This is a genomic window from Deinococcus indicus, assembly GCF_002198095.1.
GTDB lineage: Bacteria > Deinococcota > Deinococci > Deinococcales > Deinococcaceae > Deinococcus > Deinococcus caeni.
This window is the reverse complement of sequence record NZ_NHMK01000009.1, coordinates 429034-454665: the sequence shown is the minus strand read 5'-3', so window position 1 is coordinate 454665 and position 25632 is coordinate 429034. Positions and strand designations below refer to the sequence as shown.

The window sequence follows — 25632 nt, the reverse complement described above, 5'->3', positions numbered from 1 at the left end:
TTTCCTTCGCCCCGCCCGGCTTCCCGTGTTCTCCCCTTCTGCTTTCGAGGTGCCCTGAATGTCTGACCCCACCCTTCCACCCATCCCCCCAGGTGCCGGCGCGCGGCCCGGTCTGAGCGTCCCGGACCTGCTGGTCGCGCTGGGCGTCGTGCTGCTGGGCGCGCTGCTGCTGATCGGGACCCTGCAGATTCCGTTCGGGATCAACGCCGTGGTCGGGCCGCGCGTGTTTCCGCTGATCGTGTCGGTCGGCACGCTGCTGCTGGGGACCCTGCTGACCGTGAACGTCCTGCGGGGCGGGCGGGCCGAACCGGCCGCCGAGGAGGACACCGACCCGGACGCCCGGCCGGACCTGCGCCAGCCGGCCCTGATCCTGGGCGGGTTCCTGCTGGGCGCCGCGCTGCTGCAACCGCTGGGCTTCGTGATCGGCACGGCCGTCATGTACTTCACGGTGGGCTTCGCGTTCGGTGAGCGGCGCGCGCCGCTGCTGGCCGGCGTAGCGCTGATCGTGGCGCTCGTCACGTACGTGGTGTTCACGCGCGGCCTGGGCCTGACCCTCCCGGCGGGCTTGCTGAACGGGGTGCTGTGATGGAAGCCGTCACCTCCCTGCTGGCGGGCTTCGAGACGGCCCTGACGCCCATGAACCTGCTGTGGGCGCTGATCGGCGTGACGCTGGGCACGCTGGTGGGCGTGCTGCCCGGCATCGGCCCGGCCCTGACGGTTGCGCTGCTGCTGCCCGTCACGGCCAAACTGCCGCCCGTCAGTGCGTTCATCATGTTCGCCGGGATCTACTACGGCGGCATGTTCGGCGGCAGCACCACCAGCATCCTGCTGAACACGCCCGGCGAGAGCAGCAGCATCATCACGGCGCTCGAGGGCAACAAGATGGCCCGCCGGGGCCGCGCCGCCGCCGCGCTCGCCACGGCGGCCATCGGGTCGTTCGTGGCCGGGACCATCGGCACGGTGCTGCTGACCTTCGCCGCGCCCGCCATCGCCGAGGTGGCCGTGCAGATCCCCCCCAGCGCCAAGTTCGCGCTGATCATGCTGGCGTTCGTGACCATCAGCGCCACCTTCGGCTCGTCCCCGCTGCGCGGCCTGATCAGCCTGTTCTTCGGCCTGACCATCGGCCTGATCGGCACAGACCTCCAGAGCGGACAGGCGCGCTTCACGCTGGGCCGCCCGGAACTGCTCGACGGCATCGAGTTCGTGACCGTCGTGATCGGCCTGTTCGCCGTGGGCGAAACGCTGTACGTCGCCAGCCGCCTGCGCAAGGACAAGGCCAGTGTGATCAAGCTGGACGGCAACGCCAGCATGACCCGCGACGACTGGCGCCGCTCCTGGAAACCCTGGCTGCGCGGCACCGCCCTGGGCTTCCCGTTCGGCGCGGTGCCCGCCGGCGGCGCCGAGATTCCCACGTTCCTGTCCTACACCCTGGAAAGGAAACTCAGCCGGCACCCCGAGGAATTCGGCAAGGGCGCCATCGAGGGCGTCGCCGGGCCGGAAGCCGCGAACAACGCCAGCGCGGCGGGCGTGCTCGTGCCGCTGCTGACGCTGGGCCTGCCCACCAGCGCCACTGCCGCCATCCTGCTCGCCGCGTTCCAGCAGTACGGCCTGCAACCGGGGCCGCTGCTGTTCGTCACGAACGCCGACCTCGTGTGGGGACTGATCGCCAGTCTGTACATCGGGAACGTCATGCTGCTGGCCCTGAACCTGCCGCTGGCCCCCGTGTGGGCGCGGCTGCTGCTGATTCCGCGCCCGTTCCTGTACGCCGGGATCCTGGTGTTCTCCACGGTCGGCGTGTACTCCCTGAACAACTCGGTGTTCGACCTGATCCTGCTCGCCATCTTCGGCGTGATCGGGTACGGGATGCGCCGCTTCGACTTCCCCGTCACGCCCGCCATCATCGGCGTGATCCTGGGGCCGGTCGCCGAGAGTCAGTTCCGCACGGCGCTGCAACAGAGCAACGGCAACCCCGCCATCTTCGTGCAGAGCCCCCTGACGGTGTTCATCCTGCTGACCGTCCTGGCGGCCCTGGTCGTCCCGGCTGTCCTGAAAGCCCGCGCGTCCCGCCGGGGCTGATCAAGCCAGACAGCGCCCCCGACCATCACGGTCGGGGGCGCTGTCTGCTAGCGGGTATGGGTTATTTCGCGGCGGCGTAGCGGCGGGCGACTTCGTCCCAGTTCACGACACTCCAGAAGGCCTTCAGGTAGTCCGGGCGCTTGTTCTGGTAGTTCAGGTAGTAGGCGTGTTCCCACACGTCCACGCCCAGGATGGGGGTGCCGCTGACGCCGGCGACGGCCTCGCCCATCAGGGGGCTGTCCTGGTTGGCGGTGCTCACGACGGCCAGCGCGCCGTCCTTGACGACCAGCCACGCCCAGCCGCTGCCGAAGCGGGTCTTGGCCGCGTCCTCGAACTTCTCCTTGAAGGCGTCGAACGATCCGAACGCGGCCGTGATGGCGTCGGCCAGTTCACCGCCCGGCTGCCCGCTGGCCTGGGGGCCCATGACGGTCCAGAACAGGCTGTGGTTGGCGTGGCCGCCGGCGTTGTTGCGCAGCGCGCCTTTCTTGTCGGCGGGCACCTGATCGAGTTTGGTGATCAGTTCCTCGACGCTCAGGTCGGCGAACTCGGTGCCTTCGAGGGCCTTGTTCGCGTTGTCGATGTACGCCTGGTGGTGCTTGGTGTGGTGGATCTCCATGGTGCGCGCGTCGATGTGCGGTTCGAGGGCGTCGTAGGCGTAGGGCAGCTGGGGAAGTTCGTAGGCCATGATGAGCTCCTTGACAGGCCGGGTGGTCGGTCCCGCACGGTGCGGGCCGTTCCCGGCGACCGCTGTGTATCTTACGCGCCGCCGCGCCGCCGCGTGGAGGCCCGGCGGGTTAAGCGGAGGTTCATGTTGTCCGGTCCCGGCCGGCCGTGGCGCGGCCCGTGCCGCTGGGAGGCAAATGCTCTAGCATGGCGGGCAATGCGTTCTCCCCTGCCCCGCGCCGTGCTCAACCGTCTGGAAACCGGGCGGCTGGTGGTGCTCAGTGTTCTGCTGGGCGCGCTGGTGGGCGGCCTGAGTATCATCCTGCGCCTGATCCTGGACGCCGCCGTGCGGCTGGGCACGCTGATCACGGACTACGCGCCGCCCGGCACGACCGGCGAGGGCGGCCTGATGATGGCCTTCGGCACCGCCGGCCCGTGGGGGCTGGCGCTGCTGCCGGCCGTGGGGGCGCTGTACGCGTGGCTGGTCCCGGCCCGCAGCGGCGACCCGCTCACGCAGCTCGTGCGCGGCTACCACGCGCGCGGGCAGTGGCCCGGCCCGCTCGTGCAGGCGCGGACGCTGCTGGCGACCGTCCTGGCGTACGGGTCGGGCCTGCTGGTCGGGCGGGACGCGGCGTTCACCATGACCGGTCAGCTGGGCGCGCGCCTGATGCAGCGCGTCGCGCGGCTGGACGCCGTGGAGGTCCGCACCCTGACCCTGGCGGGCGCGGCGGCGGCGCTGGGCGCGGTGCTGCACGCCCCGCTGGCCGCCGCCGTGCTGATCGCCGAGGTGCTGTACCGCCGCTTCGAGTTCGAGTTCGAGGTGCTGATGCCCTGCGTGCTGGCCGCCGTGGCCGGCACGGCCGTGTACGGACTGGCGTTCGGGTTCGCGCCGCTGCTGTCGTTCCCGGACGTTCAGGTGCCGGCCGGGTCGCAGGTGCTGTCGTTCGTGCTGGTGGCGCTGGCCGCCACGCTGCTGGGCTGGCTGTCGCTGCTGGCCTGCCGGGTCGTGCCGGACGCCTGGACCGAGGGACGCTACCGGCCGCTGCTGGGCCTGACCTTCGGGGCGCTGACGGCCGGGATCGCGCTGCTGAGCACGCCGACCGTGCTGGGCGACGGGAGCGGCTGGGTGCAGCTGGGCGCCGCCGGGTTCGTGGGCGCCGAGGGCATCGGGCAGGGCGCGTGGCGCTGGCTGCTGCTGGCGCTGGGCGCGCAGATCGCGCTGGGCGGCGGGGTGCTGCCGTCCGTGGCCGTGGGCGGCCTGCTGGGCGCGGGCCTGAGCAGCCTGCTGGGCGTGGATACCGCGACCGGCAGCATGGTGGGGGCCGTGGCGTTCCTGACCGTCACGCTGAACGTGCCGCTCGCGGCGGCGCTGCTGGCGGTCGCGTGGGGTGGCGAGACGCTGCTGCCGCTGGCGCTGGTCGCCAGTGGGGTGGCCCACCTGCTGAGCGGCACCAGCGGCCTCGTGCCGTCGCAGATCCAGTCGCGCCGGGACAGCGCCGTGCACGCCAGTTCCGGGTGGCTGCCGGAACGCCGCATCATCCGGCGGGGCGTGGCGGACCAGCCGGGCGTGCCGTTCGACGCGCCGGTCCCCGCCGCCGGAACGGACGCGCCGCTGGACACGGACCTGCTGCCCGGCCCGACCGCCGAGCGGGAACTGTACCGCCGGGGCGTGCCGCCCAGCTGGCGTGGCGCGCGCCTGAGCCTGCTGAGCCTGCCGCCCGGCGTGGAGGTCGTGGGCGTGGTGCGTGACGGCGCGGTGCGGCTGCCCCGCCCGGAGTTGCGCCTGACCTCGCAGGACGAACTGGTGTTCCTGGCCCGCCCGGACGCGTACAGCGCGCTGGAAGGCATCCTGCGCCTGCCCGGCAGCTGAACCGGGCCCGGAGCGTCCCGGCATACGGAACCGGGCCACCCGGTTGGGCGCTCCCCGCCCCGCCGGACGCGGATAATGCCCCGCATGACGCCTGCGCCCCCCCGCGCCTGGGACCGGAACGAACGGCTGGGCATCCTGAACGGCTGGGCCGTGTTCACCGGGGACGGGTTCCTGAACGTGTCGGTGGTCGTGGTGGGCTTCGCCGCGCGGCTGGGGGCGCCCAACTGGGTGATCGGGCTGCTGCCGGCCATCGCGGCGGGCGGGTGGATGCTGCCGCAGCTGCTGGTAGCGGCGCGGGTGCGCAGCCTGCCGTTCAAGCTGCCGGTGTACCGCTCGGCGGCGCTCGTGCGGACCGGCACGTACGTGGCGATGGTCCTGATCGCGGCGCTGCTGAGCCATAACCCGGCGCTGTGCCTGACGCTGTTCGTACTCGCCATGATGCTCAATGCCCTGGCGTCCGGCGTGTCGGGCCTGCCCTTTCTGGAGGTGGTCAGCAAGACCGTCCCGGCCGGGCGGCGCCCCCGGTTCTTCGGGACGCGCAACCTGTACGGGGGGCTGCTGGCGTTCGCGGCGGGCCTGCTGGTCCGCTGGATTCTGGCGTCGGACCTGCCGTTCCCGCTGAATTACGCGCTGATCTTCGCGCTGGGTACGGCGGCGTTCACGTTCGGGTACTGGGTGTTCGGGCTGGTGAAGGAACCCCCGGACCCGCCGCTGCTCGCGCTGGGGCTGCGCGGGGAACTGCGGGCCATTCCGGAGACGCTGCGCGACCCGCACTTCCGGGCGTTCCTGACGGTGCGGCTGCTGCTGGCGGGGGCCAGCATGAGCGAGCCGTTCTTCGCAGTGAACGCGCTGCGTGAACTGCACTACCCGGCGGCCACGCTGGGCATCTTCGTCATGGCGCTGACCGGCGCGGCCCCACTGTCGAACATCGTGTGGCAGCGGGTCGCGGAGCGCAAGGGGTCGCGGCGCATCATCCGGTACGCCAGCGTCTGCTACGGACTGGCGCCGCTGTACGCCGTCGCGGTGGGCGCGCTGGGCCTGAACGCCTGGGCGTACCTGGGGGTGTTCGTGCTGTCCAGTGTGGCGACGCAGGGCTTCAACCTGGGGCACACGAACCACCTGCTGAACATCGCCCCGGAGCACGCCCGCAGCCGCTACATCGGAACGCTGAACACGCTGGTCGGCGCGGCGCTGTTCACGCCGGTCCTGGGGGGCCTGCTGGCCGACCGGGTGGGGTACACGCCGGTGTTCGCGCTCAGTGGCGCGCTGTGCGCCGCCGCGTGGTGGCAGTGCGGAAAACTGCGCCGGGACGCCTGAACCGGACCGTTCTGCTGCCAGGGGAGCGTGGTAGCATGAGGGCTATTCTCAACCCGGCTGCAGAGAACGGTTCCGTTCCTGCGCCACCCCCTGGAGGACCCCATGAACAAACGCACCCGTCAGCTGACCGCTGTCCTGATTCTCGGCGTGACCGCCGCCGCGCTGGCGCAGGGCACCACGTTCCTCACCATCGGGTCCGGCAGCACCACCGGCGTGTACTTCCCGGTCGCGACCGGCATGGCCAAGATGGTCAACGACGCCGGCAACGGCGTGCGCGCCAATGCCCGCTCGACCGGCGGCAGCGTGTTCAACATGAACGCCATCGCCAGCGGCGAACTCGACGCGGCCGTCGCGCAGAACGACGTCGTGTACTACGCCTACAAGGGCACGGGCCTGCAGGCCTTCCAGGGCAAGGCGAACAGCAAGCTGCGCACCATGGCCGTCCTCTACCCCGAGGTCCTGCACGTCGTGGCCCGCAAGGACAGCGGCATCAAGACCATCGCGGACCTGAAAGGCAAGCGCGTGGTGATCGGTGACCTGGGGTCCGGCACGGAACTGACCGCCAAGCAGGTCATGGAGGCCTACGGTCTGGGCTTCGACGACCTGGGGCAGGCGCTGCGCGTGTCCCCCGCGCAGGGCATCACCCTGATGCAGGACAAGCGCGCCGACGCGCTGTTCTACACGGTGGGCGTGGGCGCCAGCGCCATCAGCCAGATCGCGCAGACGGTGGACGTGAACATGGTCCCGGTCAGCGGCAACCAGGCGGCCAGCCTGATCAAGAAGTACCCCTTCTACGTGCGTTTCAACGTGCCCGCCAAGAGCTACAAGGGCGTGGGCGCCACCGTGCCCAGCGTGGCCGTGCAGGCGACCCTGGTGACCAGCACGGCCCTCAGCGAGGACGCCGTGTACCGCGCCATGAAGGCCATCTTCGACAGCGAGGCCGACGTGAAGGGCCTGCACCCCAGCCTGAACAGCAACTTCAGTTACGCCAAGGCCGTCAAGGGAATTCCCGCGCCGCTGCACGCGGGCGCCGTGAAGTTCTTCAAGGAAAAGGGCCTGAACGTCAAGTAAGCCCTCCGGGCGACCAGCCGGGGCCAGCAGCCGTGAGGGACGCTGGCCCCCTCGCCTTGAACCCACACCGAGGAACCCATGAGTGACCCCACCCGACCGATCAGTACCGACCCCACCCTCACCCCGCCCGGCACCGAGATGACCGACGGCGAACGCCGCGCCCTGGAGATGGTCGAGGCGGCCGAAACCGGCGGCCGTAAACTCGGCGGCTGGCAGCGGCCCCTCGTCACGGTGGTCGCCGTGGCGTGGTGCCTGTACCAGATGTACGCCGCGCAGGTCGGCAACATCGACACCCTGACCCTGCGCGCCACGCACCTGGGCTTCGCCTTCTTCCTGGCGTACCTGGTGTTTCCCTTCCGCAAGACGCCGGGCCGCCCGCAGACGCGCGTGCCCTGGTACGACTGGGTGCTGGGCATCGGCGCGACCGGCACCGCCGCGTACCTGATCACGCAGTACCCGAAGATCGCCGGCGAGCAGGGCGCCGTCCTGAACCCCACCGACGTGTGGGTGGGCAGCGGCATGGTGATCCTGCTGCTCCTGGCCGCGTGGCGCACCATCGGGATCGCCATGCCGATCGTGGCGGGCGTGTTCATGCTGTACGCCCTGACCGGCCCGCGCGGCCTGATCCGGGGTGACCTGGGGCCGCAGCTGCAACTGCACGCCGGGCAGACCTGGCCGCAGGTGGTGGGGCAGCTGTTCGCGAACACCGAGGGCATCTTCGGAACGGCCATCGGCGTGTCGGCCCAGATCGTGTTCCTGTTCGTGCTGTTCGGCGCGATCTTCGACAAGCTGGGAGCCGGCGAGTGGTTCATGAACGTCGCGCAGGGCCTGCTCGGCGGCTTCCGGGGCGGCCCGGCCAAGGCCAGCGTCCTGAGCAGCGCCCTGAACGGCATCATTTCGGGGTCGGCGGTCAGTAACGTCGTGACCGGCGGGAACATCACCATCGGCACCATGAAACGCGTCGGGTACAGCGCCGAGAAGGCTGGGGCGATCGAGGTCGCCAGTTCCAGCAACGGCCAGCTGATGCCGCCCGTGATGGGCGCGGCGGCGTTCATCATGGCGCAGAACCTGAACATCGAGTACCGCACCCTGATCCTGGCGGCGGCCATCCCGGCGTTCCTGTGTTACGGGGCGCTGCTGGTCGCCACGCATATCGAGGCGCTGAAACTGAACCTGCGGGGCCTGCCCAGAAACGAACTGCCGCGCGTCCGGCAGACGCTGCTGTCCGGCTGGTACTACCTGCTGCCGCTGGGGTACCTGATCGGCACGCTGACCATCAACCCGGAAGCCACCCCGGAACGCGTGGCGCTGAACACCATCTTCATGATGATCGGCATGATGTTCGTTCAGGAGGCCTTCTTCGCCGCGCGTGACGGGCGCGGCGCGCACCGGGGCCTGCTGGACGGCGGCCGCAAACTGATCGAGGCTTTCGAGGGCGGCGCGCGGTCCATGATCGGCATCGCCATCGCCACGGCCGCCGCCGGGATCATCGTGGGCATCGTGACCATCACGGGCCTGGGCTTCGGACTGGCCGACATCGTGCAGCTCGCCAGCGACGGCGTGCGCTCCCTGCTGGGCTTCGCGGGACCCGAGGTCGCGGGCTTCGCCGCGATCCTGATCGTGCTGGTCATGGCGCAGCTGATCGCCCTGATCCTGGGCATGGGCCTGCCCACCACCGCGAACTACATCCTGATGAGCGCCCTGATCGTGCCGATCATCGCCAAGGTCGCGGGCCTGGACACCGGCAACCCGGCCGAGATGCTGCCCGTCCACATGTTCGTGTTCTACTTCGGGATCATGGCGGACAGCACCCCGCCGGTGGCGCTCGCGGCCTTCGCGGCGGCCGCCATCAGCGGCGGGAACCCGGTCGCGACCGGCGTGCAGGCCTTCAAGTACGAGCTGCGCACGGCGCTGCTGGCGTACATGATGTTCTTCAACCCGCCGCTGCTGCTGATCGCGGGCGGCCGCCTGAGCGGCCTGAGCTTCACTGAGGCCGTCCCCATGATCGTGTTCGCGTTCCTGGGACTGGTGGCGTTCACGGCCGCGACCATGCGGTTCCTGCACCGCCGCACGAACCCCGTGCAGATGCTGCTGCTGCTGATCGCGTCGTTCATGCTGATCATCCCGAGCGCGCTGGTGTGGAACCTCGCGGCGCTCGCACTGATCGCCGCCGTGTACTTCTGGCAGAAGGCCGCCGCGCGTTCCGAACCGCCCGCGCAGCCCCCGGTCACGCCGGTCCCCAGCTGATACAGACTCGGAGCGCGTAGGAGAAGAACGGGTTCCGGGCGTGCAGCTGGCAGATCGGTGATGTTCCGATCTGTCAGCGAAACAAACGGAATCCGTATGACTTCAGGGTTGCCTGAAGAAACACCCAAGCATCAACGCCCCGGTTGCCTGTCCGGGGCGTTTCTCTGCCGGGGCGGGGGTGGCAGGATGGAAAGCGTGAGCTCCCCCTCCCCTTCCCCCTCCTCTTCTTCCGCGCCGCGCCGGGCGGTCCCGGCAGCGGACTGGCGGCAGGCCCGGACCGTTCCGGAACTGCTGCGCGCCCTGTGGCAGCGCCCCGCAGTCCGGCTGATCGTGTACGCCGCGCTGCTGGTCGTGGGCGCGCGCACCGTCCTGTGGTGGTCGCAGCTGCTGACCAGCGTGATCGTGACGGTCCTCGTCGCCTACGGGCTGGCGTTCCTGGCCAACCCGGTCCTGTCTTGGCTGGAACGCCGCCGCGTGAGCCGCATGGTGGGCGTGCTGCTGATCGTCGTCCTGACGCTGGCCGTGACCACCCTGCTGTTCATGACCGTCAGTTCGCAGGTGACGGGCCTGATCAACGGCCTGCCGGATCTCGCGCGGAACCTCAAGGATCTCGTGAACGCCAGCCTCGACCGGCTGGACAGCGTCAAAGGCGCCGAAGGCATCAAGGACAGCCTCTCGAAGTACATCGACGAGCAGACCGCGAACCTCACCACGAACACCGGCCTGCTGCTCGAACGGCTCGTCAGCGCCGGACCGGACGTGCTGGGCACCCTGACGTACCTAGTCGGCTGGCTGGGACAGGCAGGATTCATCGTGACGCTCGCCATGTACTTCATGCTCGACTACGACCGGGTCGGGCACGGCCTGCTGCGCGTCTTCCCGCGCCGCTGGCAGCCCACCGTGCTGCGCCTGTCCGAAGACGTCAGCGGCTCCTTCGGCGGGTTCCTGCGCGGCCAGCTGCTCCTGATGGTCGCCACGGCCGTCCTCGCCAGCGCCGGCCTGATCGGACTGGGCGTCCCGAACGCCCTGGCGCTGGGCCTGCTGAGCGGCCTGCTGAGCCTGATTCCCTACGTGGGCATCGTCGTGGCGGCCGCCATACCGATGCTGCTGGCCGTCGGACAGGGCGCCGGGACGGTCGCGCTCGTCGCGCTGCTGTACTTCATCATCAACCAGTTGCAGGGCAACGTCCTGGGACCGCTGATCATGGGCCGCACCGTCCGCCTCAGCCCGGCCGCGATCCTGATCTCGCTGCTGGTCGGACTGGCCGTCGCGGGCGTCACGGGCGCGATTCTGGCCGTGCCGTTCGCGACCCTGCTGAAACGCTGGATGGAACGCTACTGGATGACCAGCCGCGCCTACCGGGGCAGCGCCGGCGCCGTCCCGCCGGAATCCGCCGGCCCCTGACCCAGGTGGCCCGGCACACCACAGGAGGCGTCAGGGAACACCCCCGACGCCTCCGTGTTCAGGACCGCAGCACCGGATGGAACGGGCTTTGCAGCCCATTCAATCGGAGTCCGTATCAGACGGATTCCGTTTGTTTCGCCGACAATCCGGAACGTTACCGGATTGCCGGCTCCACGTCCGGAACCCGTTTCTCTCCCACTCGCATCCGCTCGGATTGAACGGGCTTTGCAGCCCATTCAACCGGAGTCCGTCTCAGTTACGGCAGCGGACGTCCGTGCCGAAGTACTGCCCGCTCAGCTTGGCGTAACTGCCGTCGCTGAGGGACTTGGTGAGCGCGGCGTTCAGTTCTTTCAGCAGGCCCGCGTTGCCCTTCCTGACGGCCATGCCGATCCGTTCGTTGAACAGCAGGTTCCCGGCGGCCAGTTTGCCCTTCTGGGCTTTCACGAGGTCCAGACCCGTGAACTTGTCGCCCACCCAGGCGTCCACGCGGCCCGCCATGAGCGCGGCCTGCGCGTCGGTGTCCTTGGGGAAGGTCTTGACTTCCTTGATGCCCGGCACCTTGCGGACGTTCTCGAGGTACGTCGTGCCGACCTGCACGGCGACCGTCTTGCCTTTCAGGTCGGCGGCGGTTTTCGGGCCGCCGGTGCGGCTGACGATGGCGCCGCCCGTGCAGTAGTGCGGGCTGCTGAAATCCACGGCCTTCGCGCGTTCGGGCGTGATGCCGTGGCTGGCGATCACGAAGTCGTAGCGGTCCTGCTGCAGGCCGATCAGCAGGCTGTCGAAGGGCTGCGTGACCCACTGGACCTTCAGGCCCAGCTGACGGGCCAGCTGGTTGGCGAGGTCCACCTCGAAGCCCGTCAGTTCCTTGCCCTTGACGACGTTGAAGGGCGGGAACGCGCCCTCGGTGGCGATCTTGATGGTGCCGCTCTTCTTGATCTCTTCCCAGGAACGGGCCTGCGCGGTCGTGGCGAGCAGGGCCAGGGCGGTCAGGGTCAGCAGTGCTTTCTTCATGGGAACTCCTTGTCCGGTGCGGGGTCCGTCTGCCTGAGGCAGACCGGGCCGTCGAGCGGGCGCAGTAATGGGTGCCTGAGTCTAGCGCCGCATGAAGGGCAGGTAAACACCTGCCACGAAGATGTCTGACTGCAAGGCCGCAAGGCCCAGAACATGAAGAGGGGGCGCCCATCCACATGGAACGAGTAGCGCGCCACCGGGTTCCAGCCCGGTGGCGCGCTCTGGTCGTTTATGCCGGAGGGATCCCCCCGGCCGGGGGGTCAGTCGGCGCTGACGGCGTGGGTGTACTCGTAGCCCAGGCCGGGGGTGTCGGCCTGACCGCGCGTGCCGGCGGGCGTGCCCCGGTCGACGGCGGCCTCGGTGGTGGCGTCGAAGGCGTGCATGCGGGTCTGGTCGATCAGCAGTTCGATGGGGTCGCCGGGCAGCACGGTCGCCTGCCCCTCGACCTTCACGGTCAGGTTCTGGCCGTTCACGTCGATGATCAGGTCGGTCTGCGCGCCGAGCGGCTCGACGACCACGACCTGACCCTTCAGGACGTTGGTGCCGTGCGGCAGGTCGCTCATGCCGACCACGCCGACGTGCTCGGGGCGGATGCCCATGAACACGTCCTTGCCCTCGTAGGCCTTGACGCTCTGGGCGAGGCGGCCCATGGGGGCCACGCGGTTCTGGCCGATCACGAACTCGCCGTTCTGGATGCGGGCGGTCACGAAGTTCATGCTGGGGCTGCCGATGAAACCGGCCACGAACTTGTTCTGCGGGAAGTCGTAGAGGTTCATGGGCGTGTCGACCTGCATGATCACGCCGTCACGCATGACGACGATGCGGTTGCCGAGCGTCATGGCCTCGACCTGATCGTGGGTCACGTACACGATGGTGGCGCCCAGGCGGCGGTGCAGCTGGCTGATCTGCGAGCGCATCTCGACGCGCAGTTTGGCGTCCAGGTTGGAGAGCGGCTCGTCCATCAGGAAGACTTTCGGCTCGCGGACGATGGCGCGGCCCATCGCGACGCGCTGACGCTGACCGCCGGACAGTTCCTTGGGTTTGCGGCCCAGCAGGTGCTCCATCTGGAGGATCTTGGCGGCCTCGCGCACGCGGCGGTCGATCTCGTCCTTGGGCGTCTTGCGCAGCTTCAGGCCGAAGGCCATGTTGTCGTACACGTTCATGTGCGGGTACAGGGCGTAGTTCTGGAACACCATGGCGATGTCGCGGTCCTTGGGCGGCACGTCGTTCACGACGCGGTCGCCGATCTTCAGGATGCCGTCACTGATGTCTTCGAGGCCGGCGATCATGCGCAGCGTGGTGGACTTCCCGCAGCCGGACGGCCCGACGAAGACCATGAATTCACGGTCCTGGATGTGCAGGTTGAAGTCCTTCACCGCGTGGTGCTTGCTGCCGTAGCGCTTGTTGATGTGCTCGAGGATGACTTCTGCCATGGTGTGCCTACCTTTGCCCCTACTCTTACCCGCGAGTGGCCCAACGCCCGTGAAACCGGGGTTGGAGATCGGGTAACCGGGGTGCATGAACGAGAATGCCCGGGGTTTACGCTGACGCCTTGCTGACAGCCGACAGTCTACCACGCCGTCCAGACGTTGCCACTCCCGGTCATACGAACTCCGATTGAATGGGCTGTAAAGCCCGTTCAATCGGAGCGGATGCGACTCGTAGAGCTGCTCCGCAGAGCAGGAGAGAAACGGGTTCCGGACGTGGAGCCGGCAGGGGCGGTGACGTTCCGGATTGTTGGCGAAACAAACGGAACCCGTATCAGGGCCGGTGTACAGACAGTGACCCGCCCCCGACCACGCGCGGCGGCGCAGGTGGCCGGACGGACGGGCGGGGGCGGCTCAGGAGGACCGGTGCGGGTCAGTACGCGACGCCGCTGCGGGTGAGCATCAGTTTCAGTTCGTGCGGGCTGGTCGCGGCGGCCAGGGCCTCGTCCATGGTGATCAGGGTGTTGCGGTACAGCTGCGACAGGTGCTGGTCGAAGGTGTGCATGCCGCGGATGTTGTCCTCGATCAGGGCGTCCTTGATCAGGTGGGTCTTGTCCTCGTCTTTCACGTACTCCTGGATCAGGGGGGTGTTCATCATGATTTCCAGGCCCAGCACGCGGCCCACGCCGTCCGCGCGGCGCAGCAGGCGCTGGCTGATGATGCCGACCAGCGATTCGGCCAGTTGCAGGCGCACCTGATCGCGCTCGTAGGGCGGGAAGAAGTCGATGACGCGGTTCACGCTGCGCACGGCGTCCTGGGTGTGCAGGGTGCTCAGGACGAGGTGACCGGTCTGCGCGGCGCTCAGGGCGGCCTCGACGGTTTCCTTGTCGCGCATCTCGCCGATCATGATCACGTCCGGGTCCTGGCGCATGGCGTACTTCAGGGCGGTGCGGAAGTCGCGGGTGTCGCTGCCGATCTCGCGCTGCACGACGATGCTCTTCTTGTTCTTGTGCAGGATCTCGATGGGATCCTCGACCGTGATGATGTTGTACGCGAACGAGCGGTTGATGTGATCGATCAGGCTGGCCAGGGTCGTGGTCTTGCCGCTGCCGGTGGGGCCGGTCACGAGGATCAGGCCGCGCGGCGCGTCGGCCAGCTGGCGCAGCACGTCGGCCGGGAGGCCCAGCGCATCGAAACCAGGAATGGCGTCCGAGACGATGCGCATGACCATGCCGACCGCGCCGCGCTGCCGGAACACGTTGCAGCGGAAACGGCCCAGCCCCGAGACGCTGTACGCGAGGTCGAGTTCGTTGCGGTACGTGAAGTCGTCCCACTGGTCGGCGGTCATCAGGGCCTGCGCCAGCAGTTGCGTGTCGGGCGGCATGAGCGGCTGCGTGCCGAACGGGACGAGCTGCCCGTCGATGCGGCCCATGGGGGGACTGCCGGCCTGGAGGTGCACGTCCGAGGCGCGGCGGGTGACCATCTCGCGCAGCAGCTCGTCGAGGGTCACGCCGGGCTCACCGTGGACTGGCCGGCTGCAACGTGGGCGGCGAGGGGCATGTTGTCGATCAGCCGGACCCCGAACATGCGGGCGGCCACGAGGACGCGGTTCATGGGGTCATTGTCCATGATTTCCCTTTCATGCATGTCACTGCCCACGACGCTCAGGTAGTCCAGGCTCAGGTCGGCGGCGGTGGTCAGGACGTCCAGCCCGGCCTGCCGCAGGGCGGCGCCTCGGCGCTCCCCGTCCGCGTAGGCGGCCTGCACGGCCCGCAGCGCCCGCGACAGCACGGCCGCCTGGGCGCGCTGGTCGGCGCTCAGGTAGGCGTTGCGGCTGCTGAGGGCCAGTCCGCTGTCCTCGCGGACGGTGGGCACGCCGCGCACGTCCACGGGCAGGTTCAGGTCGCGGACCATGCGGCGCACGACGGCCAGCTGCTGCCAGTCCTTCTCGCCGAACAGCGCCACGTCCGGGCGGACGAGGTTCAGGAGTTTCAGCACGACGGTCGCCACGCCCGTGAAGTGACCGGGCCGGGCCGCGCCGTCGAGCGGTTCGCTGACGCCGGACACGCTGACGCTGGTACTGAACCCGTCCGGGTACATGGTGGGCACGTCCGGGTGGAACAGCAGGTCCGCGCCGGCCTCGCCCGCCACGCGCCGGTCGCCGTCCAGGTCGCGGGGGTAGCGGCTGAGGTCCTCGTTCGGGCCGAACTGCATGGGGTTCACGAACACGCTGACGACCACGCGCCCGCCGGGCACGGCCGCGCGCGCCGCGCGGATCAGGGTCGCGTGCCCCTCGTGCAGGGCGCCCATGGTGGGCACGAACGCCACCGCGTGCCCGCGCAACGCGGCGCGCAGGTCGGCGGGGTCGGTGATCACGGTGGGGTGCGGGCTGACCTGCGGTTCGGGCGGGAGGGTCACGGCGTTAATTCCGGCCACCGTCCAGTTTCAGGGCGCCCACGGCGGCGTCCAGCACCCAGGAGATCACGGCCAGGATGATCGCCCCGATGATCGCCGCGCCGAAGCCCGCGACGTTCAGGGCGGTGGCGGCCGCCACGAGGTACAGCACCACGCCGTTCACGACCAGCGTGAACAGGCCCAGCGTCAGGACGTTCACGGGCAGCGACAGCAGCAGCAGCACCGGGCGGATCAGGGCGTTCACGATGCCCATGACCACCGCGGCGATCAGGACGCTCACGAGGTCCGCGCCCGGCTCGAAGCTCACGCCGCCATACACGCGGGCCAGCAGGTACAGGGCCAGTGCGTTCACCAGCAACCGAAGAATGAAACCCATACCCGCAGGATACGGGATGCGCCGCACCCGGAATGGAACCGTCCCCCGAGGAAAAAAGCGCGCCGGGGGGGCCTCTCCCCCACCGGGAGGTCCCGCCCCCGGCGCGCCGGAGTCCGTATCAGGAGGCGCGTCCGCCCGGATTGAACGGCTGTGCAGGCCCTTCCATCGGCGTCCGCGCGACCGGTTTACAGTCCGAAGCGGGCGTAGATGTCGTCCACGTGCCGCAGGTACCACGCCAGGTCGAAGGCGGCGTCGAGTTCCGCGTCGTTCAGGGGATTTTCCGGGTCGGCTTTCAGCAGGTCGCGCAGGCCCTCGCCCGTCTCCCAGCTGCGGAGGGCGCTGCGCTGCACCAGCGTGTAGGCGGCCTCGCGCATCATGCCTTTCTCGTCGATCAGGGCGTGCAGGACGCGCTGGCTGAACACCAGTCCGCCCAGGTCGTTCAGGTTTTTCAGCATGCGGTCCGGGAACACCACGAGGTCGCGCAGCACGCCGGTCAGGCGGCGCGCGGCGTAACTGGCCGCACTCGTGGCGTCGGGCAGGATGACGCGTTCGGCGCTGGAGTGGCTGATGTCGCGTTCGTGCCACAGGGCCACGTTCTCCAGGCCGGTGGTCAGGAAGCCGCGCAGAAGGCGCGCGAAGCCCGTGACGTTCTCGGTCAGGATGGGGTTCTTCTTGTGCGGCATGGAGGAACTGCCGGTCTGGCCCTTCCCGAAGGGTTCCATGGCCTCGCGGACCTCGCTGCGTTGCAGGTGGCGGATCTCCACGGCGATGCGTTCCAGGGTCGTGCCGAAGATCGCCAGGGCCGAGAGCACCTCGGCGTGACGGTCGCGGGCGAGGGTCTGGTTGGTGACGGGCGCGGCCTGCCAGCCCCACGCGGCGGCGACTTCCTCCTCGACTTTCGGGGAGACGTGCGCGTACGTGCCCACGCTGCCGGACAGCATGACGACCTGCACGCGCTTGCGGGCGGCGTGCAGGCGTTCGAGGTCGCGGTCCAGGGTGGCCATCCAGTTCAGGAACTTCAGGCCGAAGGTCATGGGTTCGGCGTGAATGCCGTGCGTGCGGCCCACAGTGGGCGTGTGCTTGAACGCCACGGCCTGCGTGCGGCAGACCTCGCGCAGCGCCTCGGCGTCCGTGATGATGATGCCCAGCGCCTCGTCCAGCAGCAGGTTCTGGGCGGTGTCCACCACGTCGGTGCTGGTCAGGCCGTGGTGAACGAAGCGGGCTTCCTCGCCGTAGCGTTCGGTCAGGGCGCGGGTGAAGGCGACGATGTCGTGGCGGGTGACGGCCTCGATCTCGGCGACCTTCTGCGCAAAGGCGTCGTCCAGGGGGTCGGCCTCGCTGCGGGCGGTCAGGGCGGCGTGCGCCTCGGCGGGCACCTCGCCGTGGTTCGCCTGGGCGTGCATGGCGGCCAGTTCCACGCGCAGCCACGCGCGGTACTTGCTGGCCTCGCTCCACAGGGCCTTCATTTCCGGGGTCAGGTAACGGTCAATCACGCCCCCGACGCTAACACGCCCACGCAGGCGCGGGCCGAGCAGTGTCCAGTCCGGGCGCCGGTCAGCGGGCCGGGGCGGGGTCGGGGGGCGTGAGCGTGACGCGGTCACTGATTCCCGCCCACAGCAGGCGGTGGCCGGGCACGCGCAGCGCCCCGAGCGGCAGGAAGGCCCGCCAGCTCGGGTCGAAGGGCACGGCGTCCGGCAGGCCGGCAGCGCGTTGCAGGGCGTTCTGGTAGGTGGAGCAGTCGAAGGCGTTCAGCTGCCCGTTCAGCTGGTACGGCGCGCCGCTCAGGCGGCGGATCTCGGCGTTCAGTGCGCGCAGGTGCGTCTCCCGGACACCCGCGTCGATGACCAGGATCAGGTCACGTTCGAGCAGGCTGGAGACCGGGCGCAGGCGCGCGCCGGTGCCGATCACGCCGGTCTCCTCGCTGAGGTTGTCGGCGCTGACCTTGCGGGTCAGGTGCGTGCAGGCGCCCCAGACGGCCCCGGTGTGCTGACAGGCGACGATCACGCTGCCGACCGGGGCGCGGCGGATCGCCTCGGGCAGCGGCAGCACCCGCGACTGCGGCAGGAGCGAGCGGTCGATCAGGTCGGCGGGTTGCCACGCGGCGTCCGGCACGGCCGCGAGGCCGCCCAGGTCCGGGCCGACCGGCGCGGGCAGGCACCCGGACAGCAGGACGGGCAGCGCGCAGATGAGGGGCAGCGCGGCGGGACGGGCGGGGGGGCGCAGGGTCACCCCTCCAGTGTGAGGGACGCGGGTACACTGCGGTCCGTGAACGGGTGGAAGTGTGCGGGGAGGCAGGCGTGCTGATCGGGCTGGTCGTGCTGATGCTGGTCAGCGTCAACCTGGGCGGCCTGATGAGCGTGGTCCTGCAACTCGGGCGCGGCGAGTGGCTGACGGGCCTGGGGTCGCTGGCGACGCTGGTCGTGGTGGACGCCCTGGGCTTCCGGGTGCTGCGCGGCCTGCGCGGGCAGGACTGATCAATGGTGCGGACAGGTTCAAGCAGCTTCGACGCGGAGATCCAGCGGGCTGGACGGATGTTCCTCCAATTCAGCGAATCACCGTGATAGACCCGGATTGGCCAGCATTCGCGAGCAGTGGTGCGGACAGGTTCATCACTTCAGGGCAGACCAGCGATCAGGGCAGACCAGCGATGAACACCCAGTGTTTGCCCCTCCCCCTTGAGGGGGGAGGCTGGGAGGGGGTGAGCAGGCATGGCGTGACAGAAGACGTGTTCCATGCTTTCCCCCTTCTGGCCCTTGAACGGTGTCCGCACCATTGCTGATACGGACTCCGATTGAATGGGCTGCAAAGCCCGCCCGGTCCGAGCGGATGCGACTCGGAGAACTGCCCCGCAGAGCAGGAGAGAAACGCCCCTCCGGACGTGGAGCCGGCAGGGGCGGTGAACTTCCGGATTGTTGGCGAAACAAACGGCAGTCCGTATGAAGAGCCGCTGCGGACGGACGGTGGGGCGCGGCTGTGGCTTCGCTTGCCGTGCGGCGGGGCGGGCTGCGGCAGACTGCGGAGCGTGAGTGAAGCCGCAGAACTTCTCCCGGCAGCGTCGGTAATCCGGCATCCGTTCCGGGCGTACTCGCCGGCGGATTACGGGTTTCCGCTGCCGGACGGGCACCGTTTCCCGTACTACAAGTACGAGGGGGTGCGGCGGCGCCTGTCCCCGCTGCTGCCGGTGCTGGACACCCCGCCGCTGCGCTGGGCGGACGCGGCGCGCGTGCATGATCCGCACTGGCTGAGGCGCTGGCGGCGCGGCGAGGTGGACCGGCACGAGGAACGCGCCTTCGGGCTGCCGTGGTCGCCGGGCGTGGTCGAGCGGGCGCGCCGGGCGGCGGGCGGGTCGCTGGCAGCGCTGCACGACGCGCTGCGGGTCGGGTGGGGCGCGAACCTGGCGGGCGGCACGCACCACGCCTTCCAGGACCGCGCCGAGGGCTTCTGTCTGGTGAACGACGCGGCGATCCTGACCCGCATCGCACTGGATGACGGGCTGGCGCGGCGGGTGGCGGTCGTGGACCTGGACGTGCATCAGGGGAACGGCACGGCGGCGCTGCTGGCGACCGAGGCGCGGGCGTTCACGCTGAGCGTGCATGGCGAGCGCAACTACCCGTTCCGCAAGGAGGTCAGTTCGCTGGACATCGGGCTGGGGGACGGCGTGACGGACGCCGAGTACCTGTCGGTGGTGCGTTCGCGGGTGCTGCCGGCGCTGGAGGCGTTCCGGCCGGACCTGCTGCTGTACCTGGCGGGGGCGGACGTGCTGGCCGGGGACCGCTTCGGGCGGTTCGCGCTGACGCTGGACGGCGTGCGCGGGCGTAACCGCGCGGTGCTGGGCTGGGCGCGGGCGGCCGGCGTGCCCGTGGTGACGATGATGGCCGGCGGGTACAACCACGATCACGCGCTGACGGTCGAGGCGCACGCGAGTGTCGTACTGGACGGCCTGGACGTGCTGGGGTAGCGGTCCGGGAGGGTCGGGGGTTGGACAGTCCTGAAGCACCCCGGCGGTGCCGAAAGGTGTGGCGTCGGGGGAAGCGTACCCCCGACTGCCCCTCCCGGTGAGGAATGCTGAGCGGCTGGAGCCTGACTGGCACGGCTGCCCGGCTCACATGCCGAAACCCATTGGTTTACTTTTCACACTGTGATCCACGAACGTTTCAAGGTTGTACAAGGGTTGTACACTTCATTCCACAAGAGAAGGCCGCAACCCCACGCACCGCATTCCTCCAGCGCACCGGCGCACCCAACAGGAGTCACCATGACGTACCTCGCCCCCATCACCCTGCCCCAGACACACGACCTGAACCGCACGGTGCGCCGTGGCCAGACCCTGTACTACGCCGGAGACAGCGCCCCCAGCCTCTACCGCCTCGAAAGCGGCCTGATGCGCGCCGTGCGCCTCACCCCGCAGGGCCGCAACCTGACCGTGCGCCACATCCGCCCCGGCGACATCTTCGGCGAGGAATGCCTGCACGGCCAGACGCGCGGCCATCAGGTAGTCGCGCTGACCGACACCGTCCTGACCCCCATCCACCCGCAGCACCTGAGCGCCGCCGAACTGTGGGACCTGACCCGCAGCCTCAGCGCCCAGCTGCAACGCATGATGACCGACGGCGTCCACATTCAGGACGGCGACCTGCGCGAACGCATCGCCCGCTACCTGCTGAACCTCGCGGACAGCACCCTGGGCGGCGCGCACAGCGACGGCACCCGTTTCGTGCGGGCCACGCACGAACTGATCGCCGAGGGCACCGGCGCCACCCGCGAGAGCGTCAGCAAACTGATCGGCGAGATGCGCGACGACGGCCTGCTGAGCCCCGCCTACCGCTGCCTGACCCTGACCGACGAGGACGGCCTGCGCCTCCTGAGCGGCTACCACGGCTGAACACCGCACCACTCCACCGGCGCCGCCCGTCCTTCCCCGGACCGGCGGCGCCTTCGCGTCACCGGAGCCACGGCGCACCATAGCAACGGTCAGACATTCTGTCCGGCGCGTAGAATTGCGGGCATGCGTATTCGCCTGGACCCCTGGCCCGTGGACATCGAGGGCGGCCAGCTGACCCTCGACCCCTTCGACGGCACCCTGATCGACATAGAAACCCCCCGCTGGGCCGCGATTCCCGCCCGCCCGATTCCCCGCCAGCTGAGCACCGTGCAGGTCGTGGACGGCAAACGCCGCATGGAGGGCCGCGTGTTCGTGGAGGACGACCACGGGAACGTCGGAACGGGTGGGTTCGGTGCGTACGTGGTCGGCGCGGTCAGCCTGTGCCCCCACGGCTCCCGCGCCGCCGAACTGCTGGACGTGCGGGCCATGCGGGTGCTGGCGCACGCCCCGGCGCTGAAGCTCGACCCGACCAGCCTCTCGCCGCGCGACCCGCACAGCGGCACCCTGCTGTACCACCCGGTCCCGACCGACAGCGCCGACCCAATGGCGCCGCTGCACCGCCTCCAGGCCCTGATGCTCGACGCCGAGCAGACGCTCTCGCACGGGTACGCCTCGCTGGTGCCGACCGAGGAAACCGACGACCGCGAGGCCCTGACCTCTCTGACGTTGCAGGACGGCACGCTGCGGCGCGGCGGGGCCACGCTGGGTGGCGCGGTGGTCGGGTACGTGAAGACCATGCAGACGCAGTACCTGAGCGCCGACCGGGTGGGCCTGCTGAGCGAACTGAAACCCGGCGAACGCACCCCGATCCTGCACATGAAATCCGAGACGGGCCGCAGCACGCGCTTCACGTGGTACGTGCGCCTGTCCGGCGCCGCCTTCTACCAGCACCCCATGAGCGGCGTCATGCGCCTGGAGATGTACGCGCCGCCCGAACCGGACTTCCTGCCGCCCACCGTGCGCGAGGTCGCGAACCTCAGCGGCACCCTGCTGGGGCGGCTGGGCAGTCACGCGCACAAGGACCCGCGCGCGCCGCAGAACCTGATTCCCACGGCGGCGCTGGAGCAGGCGATGGGCCGCAGCATGGGCAGCGCGGACCTCGTGACGCGCCGCATCCGGGCGCACATCGCGGGTCTGCAGGGGGTCGCGTGACGAACCTGAACTTCGGGGCCGCAGAGGCGGGCGCGCCGGTGGGCATGGTGCTGGGCACGCAGGACGTGACGCCCGTGAGTTTCTGGTTCGCGGTGCTGCCCGGTGCGAGCGTGCAACTCGACGATCTGGTGGCGGTGCAGACCCGCAAACCGGACGGGTCGTTCGTCAATTTTTACGGAATCGTGGATCATGTGCGCACCCGGCATGAGGGCGTGACCTTCGACAGTGACGTGCAGGACGTCGCGGCGGGCCTGCTGCCGGCCAGCGTGAGTTACGCGGCGCGGGTGCTGGTGACGCGCGTGAACCCCGAGAACTTCATTCCGCCGCAGCCGGGCGACGGGGTGCGGCACGCGCGGGGCGACGACCTGCGCATGGCCCTGAGCGCCGACAAGATGGGTGAGAAGGCCTTCCCCGGCGGGCTGCTGGCCGACGGGCAGGTGCTGCCGGTCAACTACCGCTTCGTGAACGGCGAGAACGGCGGGCACATCAACATCAGCGGGATCTCGGGCGTGGCGACCAAGACCAGTTACGCGCTGTTCCTGCTGCATTCCATCTTCCGCAGTGGCGTGATGGGCACGGGCGCGTCGGCGGGGCGGGCGCTGATCTTCAACGTGAAGGGCGAGGACCTGCTGTTCCTCGACAAGCGCAACCGCGAGGTCGAGTCCCGCGAGGCGCAGGCGCGGGCGCAGAAGGGCCTGCCGGACCACCGCTACGCGCTGATGGGCCTGCCGGTCGAGGCGTTCCGGGACGTGCAGTTCCTCGCGCCGCCCCGGCCCGGCAGTGCGGGGGCGGCGATCGTGCCGCACGTCGAGCAGCGCGCCGAGGGGGTCACGCCGTTCCTGTACTCGCTGCGGGAGTTCTGCGCGCGGCGGATGCTGCCGTACGTGTTCGTGGACCGGGACGCGAGCGTGAACCTGGGCTTCGTGATCGGCAGTATCGAGGAGCGCCTGTACCGCATGGCGCAGGGGGCCGACACGCCCTACCTGACCGTGGAGGACTGGCAGCCCGACACCGAGCAGGTGCTGGACGAGGACGTGCGCTTCGACGAGATGGGCAGCGTCCGCATCAGCACCTTCGCGCAGCTCGTGGCGTACCTGGAGTACAAACTGCTCGACGCAAACGACGGCGAGGGCGACCGCAAATGGGTGGGCAAGCAGTCACCCGCCACCCTCCAGGCGTTCATCCGCCGCCTGCGAGGCGTGCAGAAGCACCTGACCCCGCTGGTGCGCGGCGACGTGAGCGCCGAACAGGCCGCCCGCTTCCGCCCGGACCCGCTGAAACCCGGCGTGCAGACGACCGTGGTGGACATCCACACGCTGTCCGCCACCGCGCAGATGTTCATCGTGGGCGTGCTGCTGCGCGACCTGTTCGAGCACAAGGAACGCGTGGGGCGGCAGGACACGGTCTTCGTGGTTCTCGACGAGCTGAACAAGTACGCCCCGCGCGACGGCGACAGTCCCATCAAGGACGTGCTGCTGGACATCGCCGAGCGCGGCCGCTCGCTGGGCATCATCCTGATCGGCGCGCAGCAGACGGCCAGCGAGGTCGAGCGGCGCATCGTATCGAATGCCGCGATCCGCGTGGTGGGCCGCCTGGACCTCGCGGAGGCCGAGCGGCCCGAGTACCGCTTCCTGCCTCAGAGCTTCCGGGCGCGCGCCGGCATCCTGCAACCTGGCACCATGCTGGTCAGCCAGCCGGACGTGCCCAACCCCGTGCTGGTCAACTACCCCTTCCCCGCCTGGGCCACCCGCCTGGACGAGGTGGACGACCTGCAGGGCAAGAAGGTCGAGGAAGTCGGCGAGGACTGGCTGTACTGACGCGGATTCCGGTTGGAAGGCCCCTGTAGCCCGTTCCATCGGAATCCGCACCACAATCCCTGCCGGGTGGCCAGCGATCCAGGCAGCGGCGGGCGCGAACCGTCGCAGGGCCGGGGCGGACGGGGAGATCATGCTCCCTGTCCGTCCCGGCCCTGCGGCAGGTTTCCGGCGGCTTACTCGGAGTCCGTCTTACAGCGACTGCACGAGGATCGGCTGCGTGGTGGGTTGCTGGCTGCCGCCGCGCGGTTCCACGCTGACGGCGATGGTCTGTCCGTCTTTCAGTGCGGGAATCAGGATGCCCTGTCCGTCGAACACGCCGGCCGACACGGGCGTCTGGTTCTCGATGCGCCACAGCTGGTACACGCGCTGCTCGGGCGCGGCGGCGCTGAGGTGCAGGTAGGCGCGGCCGTCCGGCAGGCGGATCAGCTGGCCCAGCGGGCGTCCGGTCGCGCCGAGTTCCTGGGTGACGGCGCCGGGTGCTCCGGCGAACTCGCTGAGCAGGTCGGTGGGTTCGGAGGGCCGCAGGAACATCACGCCCAGCGCGACGGCCGCGACGAGGGCCAGCAGGCCGCCACGCCAGTTCAGCCGGGCAGGGCGGGGGGCGCCCTGGGGGGCTTGGCCGTCCGGGAACAGCGGTTGACTGACGGGCGCGCTGGGGGCGGGATTCGCCTGGGCTGCGGGGCGTTCGGCGTGCAGGCGGGCCAGGAGTCGTTCCTCGGCTCCAGCGGGCACCTGGGCGGGGGGCAGGTCGTCCGGCAGGTGGTGCAGGGCTTCCAGGTCGGCGCGGTACTCGGCCATCAGGGCCGGGTCGGCGTCCAGCGCGGCCTGCACACGCGCCTCCTCCTCGGGGGTCAACAGGCCCAGCGCCAGGGCCAGAAGGTCGTCTCGGTTGATGGTCACGTGTCATTCACCTGCCTTGGGGGGCGTGAGGGTGGTGGGTGGGAAGGGGCTGCGGGCGGGGGTCAAGCGGGGCCGCCGGTGTTCAGGTGGGCGCGCATCCGGTCGAGGGCGGCGCGCAGTCGAGACTTTACCGTACCGACGGGCAGGCCGGTAATGACGGCCAGTTCGCTGTGCGAGTACCCGCGGTAGTACGCCAGTTCGACCAGTTCCCGCTGGCTGCCCTCCAGGCCCTGCACGGCCCGTTCGGCCATGATGCGGTCGGCGGGGTCGGCGGCGGAGGTCGGGGCGTCCCATTCCTCGATTTCGAGGTTGGTGTCGGGGCGGTCGCGCAGTTCCTGAAGGAAGCGGTGGTGGGCGATGCTGACCAGCCAGGTCTTCGCGGCGGCGCGGCGGGCGTCGAAGCGCGCGGCGTGTCGCCAGGCGTTCATGAACGCGTCCTGCACGCAGCTTTCCACGTCGTCGGTCTGGCGGAGCATGCGGTGACCGAGGGAGTACAGCAGCCGCGCGTGTCGGCGGTGCAGTTCCTGGAGCGCGTCCTCGCGGCCCTGGGCCATCGCCTGGATGAGCGCCTCGTCGGGCAGGTCGGGGTGAAGGGAAGGCTGGCTCATGTGGTACCGGTCAGCCTATCAGGCTGGTCGGGAGGCGGTTGGTCGTGCATCTACCAGTTGCGTCGCCGGCTGGGCTGGCGGTGAGGCGGGTCGCGTGGGGGCGGACCTTCAGGCCTGGGGGGTGACGTGGCCGGCGGGCGTGGCGGTGACGGCCTGCGCACTGACAGCCTGGGCGCTGACGGCGGCGGCTGTGACGGGCGCGGGCTGCGCGGCGGGAACGGCCGGCGTGGGCGCGTCGAGGCTCAGGCCGTCTTTCAGCCCCTGGGTGCTCTTGCGGAATTCGCGCAGGCCGTGGCCGAGGCTCTTGCCGAGTTCCGGGAGTTTGCGGGGGCCGAACACGACCAGCGCGACGAGCAGGATCACGAGCAGTTCAGCGGGACCGATGTTGGGCATGGG

23 protein-coding genes are annotated in these 25632 nt (G+C 69.8%); 12 read left to right on the top strand and 11 right to left on the bottom strand.

Annotated elements, in window-relative coordinates; genetic code table 11:
• The first annotated feature begins 58 nt into the window (after nucleotides 1-58).
• Both CBQ26_RS04695 and CBQ26_RS04690 read left to right on the top strand, forming a co-directional pair.
• Nucleotides 59-586 carry a tripartite tricarboxylate transporter TctB family protein gene (locus CBQ26_RS04695; RefSeq protein WP_088247394.1) on the top strand — a complete coding sequence of 176 codons (528 nt, stop codon included), beginning with the start codon at nucleotides 59-61 and terminating at the stop codon, nucleotides 584-586.
• Nucleotides 586-2076, top strand: coding sequence for a tripartite tricarboxylate transporter permease (locus CBQ26_RS04690; RefSeq protein ID WP_088247393.1), 1491 nt, complete (start codon nucleotides 586-588; stop codon nucleotides 2074-2076). Before CBQ26_RS04695 ends, CBQ26_RS04690 begins: the two co-directional genes overlap by 1 nt.
• A 61-nt stretch (nucleotides 2077-2137) precedes the next feature.
• On the opposite strand, the gene sodA is transcribed toward CBQ26_RS04690, so the two are convergent.
• Complete coding sequence (gene sodA / locus CBQ26_RS04685) at nucleotides 2138-2761, bottom strand: superoxide dismutase [Mn] (protein ID WP_088247392.1); 624 nt, start codon at nucleotides 2759-2761, stop codon at nucleotides 2138-2140.
• A 195-nt stretch (nucleotides 2762-2956) separates the two neighbouring features.
• Between sodA and CBQ26_RS04680 the strand changes: the two genes are divergently transcribed.
• The 5 genes from CBQ26_RS04680 to CBQ26_RS04660 all read left to right on the top strand — a co-directional run bounded on the left by CBQ26_RS04680 (nucleotide 2957) and on the right by CBQ26_RS04660 (nucleotide 10648).
• Nucleotides 2957-4609, top strand: coding sequence for a chloride channel protein (locus tag CBQ26_RS04680; protein WP_088247391.1), 1653 nt, complete (start codon nucleotides 2957-2959; stop codon nucleotides 4607-4609).
• A gap of 75 nt (nucleotides 4610-4684) precedes the next feature.
• Nucleotides 4685-5926: an MFS transporter gene (locus CBQ26_RS04675; protein ID WP_088247390.1), complete on the top strand. Its 1242-nt coding sequence runs from the start codon at nucleotides 4685-4687 to the stop codon at nucleotides 5924-5926.
• A gap of 102 nt (nucleotides 5927-6028) precedes the next feature.
• Nucleotides 6029-6997: a TAXI family TRAP transporter solute-binding subunit gene (locus tag CBQ26_RS04670; protein ID WP_088247389.1), complete on the top strand. Its 969-nt coding sequence runs from the start codon at nucleotides 6029-6031 to the stop codon at nucleotides 6995-6997.
• Between the two features lie 78 nt (nucleotides 6998-7075).
• Complete coding sequence (locus CBQ26_RS04665; RefSeq protein WP_172417919.1) at nucleotides 7076-9244, top strand: TRAP transporter permease; 2169 nt, start codon at nucleotides 7076-7078, stop codon at nucleotides 9242-9244.
• 195 nt (nucleotides 9245-9439) lie between these two features.
• Nucleotides 9440-10648, top strand: coding sequence for an AI-2E family transporter (locus CBQ26_RS04660; RefSeq protein ID WP_172417918.1), 1209 nt, complete (start codon nucleotides 9440-9442; stop codon nucleotides 10646-10648).
• A 252-nt stretch (nucleotides 10649-10900) separates the two neighbouring features.
• On the opposite strand, the gene CBQ26_RS04655 is transcribed toward CBQ26_RS04660, so the two are convergent.
• The 7 genes from CBQ26_RS04655 to CBQ26_RS04625 all read right to left on the bottom strand — a co-directional run bounded on the left by CBQ26_RS04655 (nucleotide 10901) and on the right by CBQ26_RS04625 (nucleotide 18106).
• Entirely contained in the window at nucleotides 10901-11659 is a 759-nt protein-coding gene (locus CBQ26_RS04655) for an ABC transporter substrate-binding protein (RefSeq protein WP_088247387.1), read from the bottom strand.
• A 260-nt stretch (nucleotides 11660-11919) separates the two neighbouring features.
• The gene (locus CBQ26_RS04650; RefSeq protein ID WP_088247386.1) at nucleotides 11920-13092 is read right to left on the bottom strand and encodes an ABC transporter ATP-binding protein; all 1173 of its coding nucleotides are present in this window, start codon (nucleotides 13090-13092) and stop codon (nucleotides 11920-11922) included.
• A 427-nt stretch (nucleotides 13093-13519) separates the two neighbouring features.
• Nucleotides 13520-14596, bottom strand: coding sequence for a type IV pilus twitching motility protein PilT (locus CBQ26_RS04645; protein ID WP_088247385.1), 1077 nt, complete (start codon nucleotides 14594-14596; stop codon nucleotides 13520-13522).
• Entirely contained in the window at nucleotides 14593-15462 is an 870-nt protein-coding gene (gene panC, locus CBQ26_RS04640; RefSeq protein ID WP_172417955.1) for a pantoate--beta-alanine ligase, read from the bottom strand. The genes CBQ26_RS04645 and panC overlap by 4 nt, the downstream gene beginning before the upstream one ends.
• 46 nt (nucleotides 15463-15508) lie before the next feature.
• Nucleotides 15509-15877, bottom strand: a complete 369-nt coding sequence (locus CBQ26_RS04635; RefSeq protein WP_088247383.1) for a phage holin family protein — start codon at nucleotides 15875-15877, stop codon at nucleotides 15509-15511.
• Between the two features lie 185 nt (nucleotides 15878-16062).
• Entirely contained in the window at nucleotides 16063-17370 is a 1308-nt protein-coding gene (purB, locus tag CBQ26_RS04630) for an adenylosuccinate lyase (protein WP_088247382.1), read from the bottom strand.
• 61 nt (nucleotides 17371-17431) lie between these two features.
• Nucleotides 17432-18106 (bottom strand): hypothetical protein, encoded by a 675-nt coding sequence (locus tag CBQ26_RS04625; RefSeq protein WP_088247381.1) that lies wholly within the window; start codon nucleotides 18104-18106, stop codon nucleotides 17432-17434.
• 68 nt (nucleotides 18107-18174) lie between these two features.
• On the opposite strand from CBQ26_RS04625, the gene CBQ26_RS21735 reads away from it, so the two are divergent.
• The 5 genes from CBQ26_RS21735 to CBQ26_RS04600 all read left to right on the top strand — a co-directional run bounded on the left by CBQ26_RS21735 (nucleotide 18175) and on the right by CBQ26_RS04600 (nucleotide 23728).
• On the top strand, nucleotides 18175-18351 hold the full coding sequence (locus CBQ26_RS21735; RefSeq protein ID WP_172417917.1) for a hypothetical protein: 177 nt from the start codon (nucleotides 18175-18177) through the stop codon (nucleotides 18349-18351).
• A gap of 587 nt (nucleotides 18352-18938) precedes the next feature.
• On the top strand, nucleotides 18939-19835 hold the full coding sequence (locus tag CBQ26_RS04615) for a histone deacetylase family protein (protein WP_088247901.1): 897 nt from the start codon (nucleotides 18939-18941) through the stop codon (nucleotides 19833-19835).
• A 297-nt stretch (nucleotides 19836-20132) separates the two neighbouring features.
• A complete protein-coding gene (locus CBQ26_RS04610) occupies nucleotides 20133-20759 on the top strand; it encodes a Crp/Fnr family transcriptional regulator (RefSeq protein WP_088247379.1) in 627 nt (208 codons plus the stop codon).
• Between the two features lie 123 nt (nucleotides 20760-20882).
• Nucleotides 20883-21911 (top strand): DNA double-strand break repair nuclease NurA, encoded by a 1029-nt coding sequence (locus tag CBQ26_RS04605; protein ID WP_172417916.1) that lies wholly within the window; start codon nucleotides 20883-20885, stop codon nucleotides 21909-21911.
• A gap of 44 nt (nucleotides 21912-21955) precedes the next feature.
• Entirely contained in the window at nucleotides 21956-23728 is a 1773-nt protein-coding gene (locus CBQ26_RS04600) for an ATP-binding protein (protein WP_088247900.1), read from the top strand.
• Between the two features lie 189 nt (nucleotides 23729-23917).
• Here CBQ26_RS04600 and CBQ26_RS04595 read toward each other — a convergent pair whose 3' ends face one another.
• The 3 genes from CBQ26_RS04595 to tatA form a co-directional block, all read right to left on the bottom strand.
• Entirely contained in the window at nucleotides 23918-24628 is a 711-nt protein-coding gene (locus CBQ26_RS04595; protein ID WP_088247377.1) for an anti-sigma factor, read from the bottom strand.
• 62 nt (nucleotides 24629-24690) lie between these two features.
• On the bottom strand, nucleotides 24691-25236 hold the full coding sequence (locus CBQ26_RS04590; RefSeq protein ID WP_172417915.1) for an RNA polymerase sigma factor: 546 nt from the start codon (nucleotides 25234-25236) through the stop codon (nucleotides 24691-24693).
• A gap of 108 nt (nucleotides 25237-25344) precedes the next feature.
• Nucleotides 25345-25629 carry a twin-arginine translocase TatA/TatE family subunit gene (gene tatA / locus CBQ26_RS04585; RefSeq protein ID WP_088247376.1) on the bottom strand — a complete coding sequence of 95 codons (285 nt, stop codon included), beginning with the start codon at nucleotides 25627-25629 and terminating at the stop codon, nucleotides 25345-25347.
• Nucleotides 25630-25632: the final 3 nt, after the last annotated feature.

What these genes read in the sequence shown, in the direction of transcription:
- CBQ26_RS04695 (WP_088247394.1), top strand. Translation starts at nt 59, where the DNA reads ATGTCTGACCCCACCCTTCCACCCATCCCCCCAGGTGCCGGCGCGCGG.
- CBQ26_RS04690 (WP_088247393.1), top strand. Translation starts at nt 586, where the DNA reads ATGGAAGCCGTCACCTCCCTGCTGGCGGGCTTCGAGACGGCCCTGACG.
- sodA (WP_088247392.1), bottom strand. Translation starts at nt 2,761, where the DNA reads ATGGCCTACGAACTTCCCCAGCTGCCCTACGCCTACGACGCCCTCGAA.
- CBQ26_RS04680 (WP_088247391.1), top strand. Translation starts at nt 2,957, where the DNA reads ATGCGTTCTCCCCTGCCCCGCGCCGTGCTCAACCGTCTGGAAACCGGG.
- CBQ26_RS04675 (WP_088247390.1), top strand. Translation starts at nt 4,685, where the DNA reads ATGCCCCGCATGACGCCTGCGCCCCCCCGCGCCTGGGACCGGAACGAA.
- CBQ26_RS04670 (WP_088247389.1), top strand. Translation starts at nt 6,029, where the DNA reads ATGAACAAACGCACCCGTCAGCTGACCGCTGTCCTGATTCTCGGCGTG.
- CBQ26_RS04665 (WP_172417919.1), top strand. Translation starts at nt 7,076, where the DNA reads ATGAGTGACCCCACCCGACCGATCAGTACCGACCCCACCCTCACCCCG.
- CBQ26_RS04655 (WP_088247387.1), bottom strand. Translation starts at nt 11,659, where the DNA reads ATGAAGAAAGCACTGCTGACCCTGACCGCCCTGGCCCTGCTCGCCACG.
- CBQ26_RS04650 (WP_088247386.1), bottom strand. Translation starts at nt 13,092, where the DNA reads ATGGCAGAAGTCATCCTCGAGCACATCAACAAGCGCTACGGCAGCAAG.
- CBQ26_RS04635 (WP_088247383.1), bottom strand. Translation starts at nt 15,877, where the DNA reads ATGGGTTTCATTCTTCGGTTGCTGGTGAACGCACTGGCCCTGTACCTG.
- CBQ26_RS04610 (WP_088247379.1), top strand. Translation starts at nt 20,133, where the DNA reads ATGACGTACCTCGCCCCCATCACCCTGCCCCAGACACACGACCTGAAC.
- CBQ26_RS04605 (WP_172417916.1), top strand. Translation starts at nt 20,883, where the DNA reads ATGCGTATTCGCCTGGACCCCTGGCCCGTGGACATCGAGGGCGGCCAG.
- CBQ26_RS04600 (WP_088247900.1), top strand. Translation starts at nt 21,956, where the DNA reads ATGGTGCTGGGCACGCAGGACGTGACGCCCGTGAGTTTCTGGTTCGCG.
- CBQ26_RS04590 (WP_172417915.1), bottom strand. Translation starts at nt 25,236, where the DNA reads ATGAGCCAGCCTTCCCTTCACCCCGACCTGCCCGACGAGGCGCTCATC.
- tatA (WP_088247376.1), bottom strand. Translation starts at nt 25,629, where the DNA reads ATGCCCAACATCGGTCCCGCTGAACTGCTCGTGATCCTGCTCGTCGCG.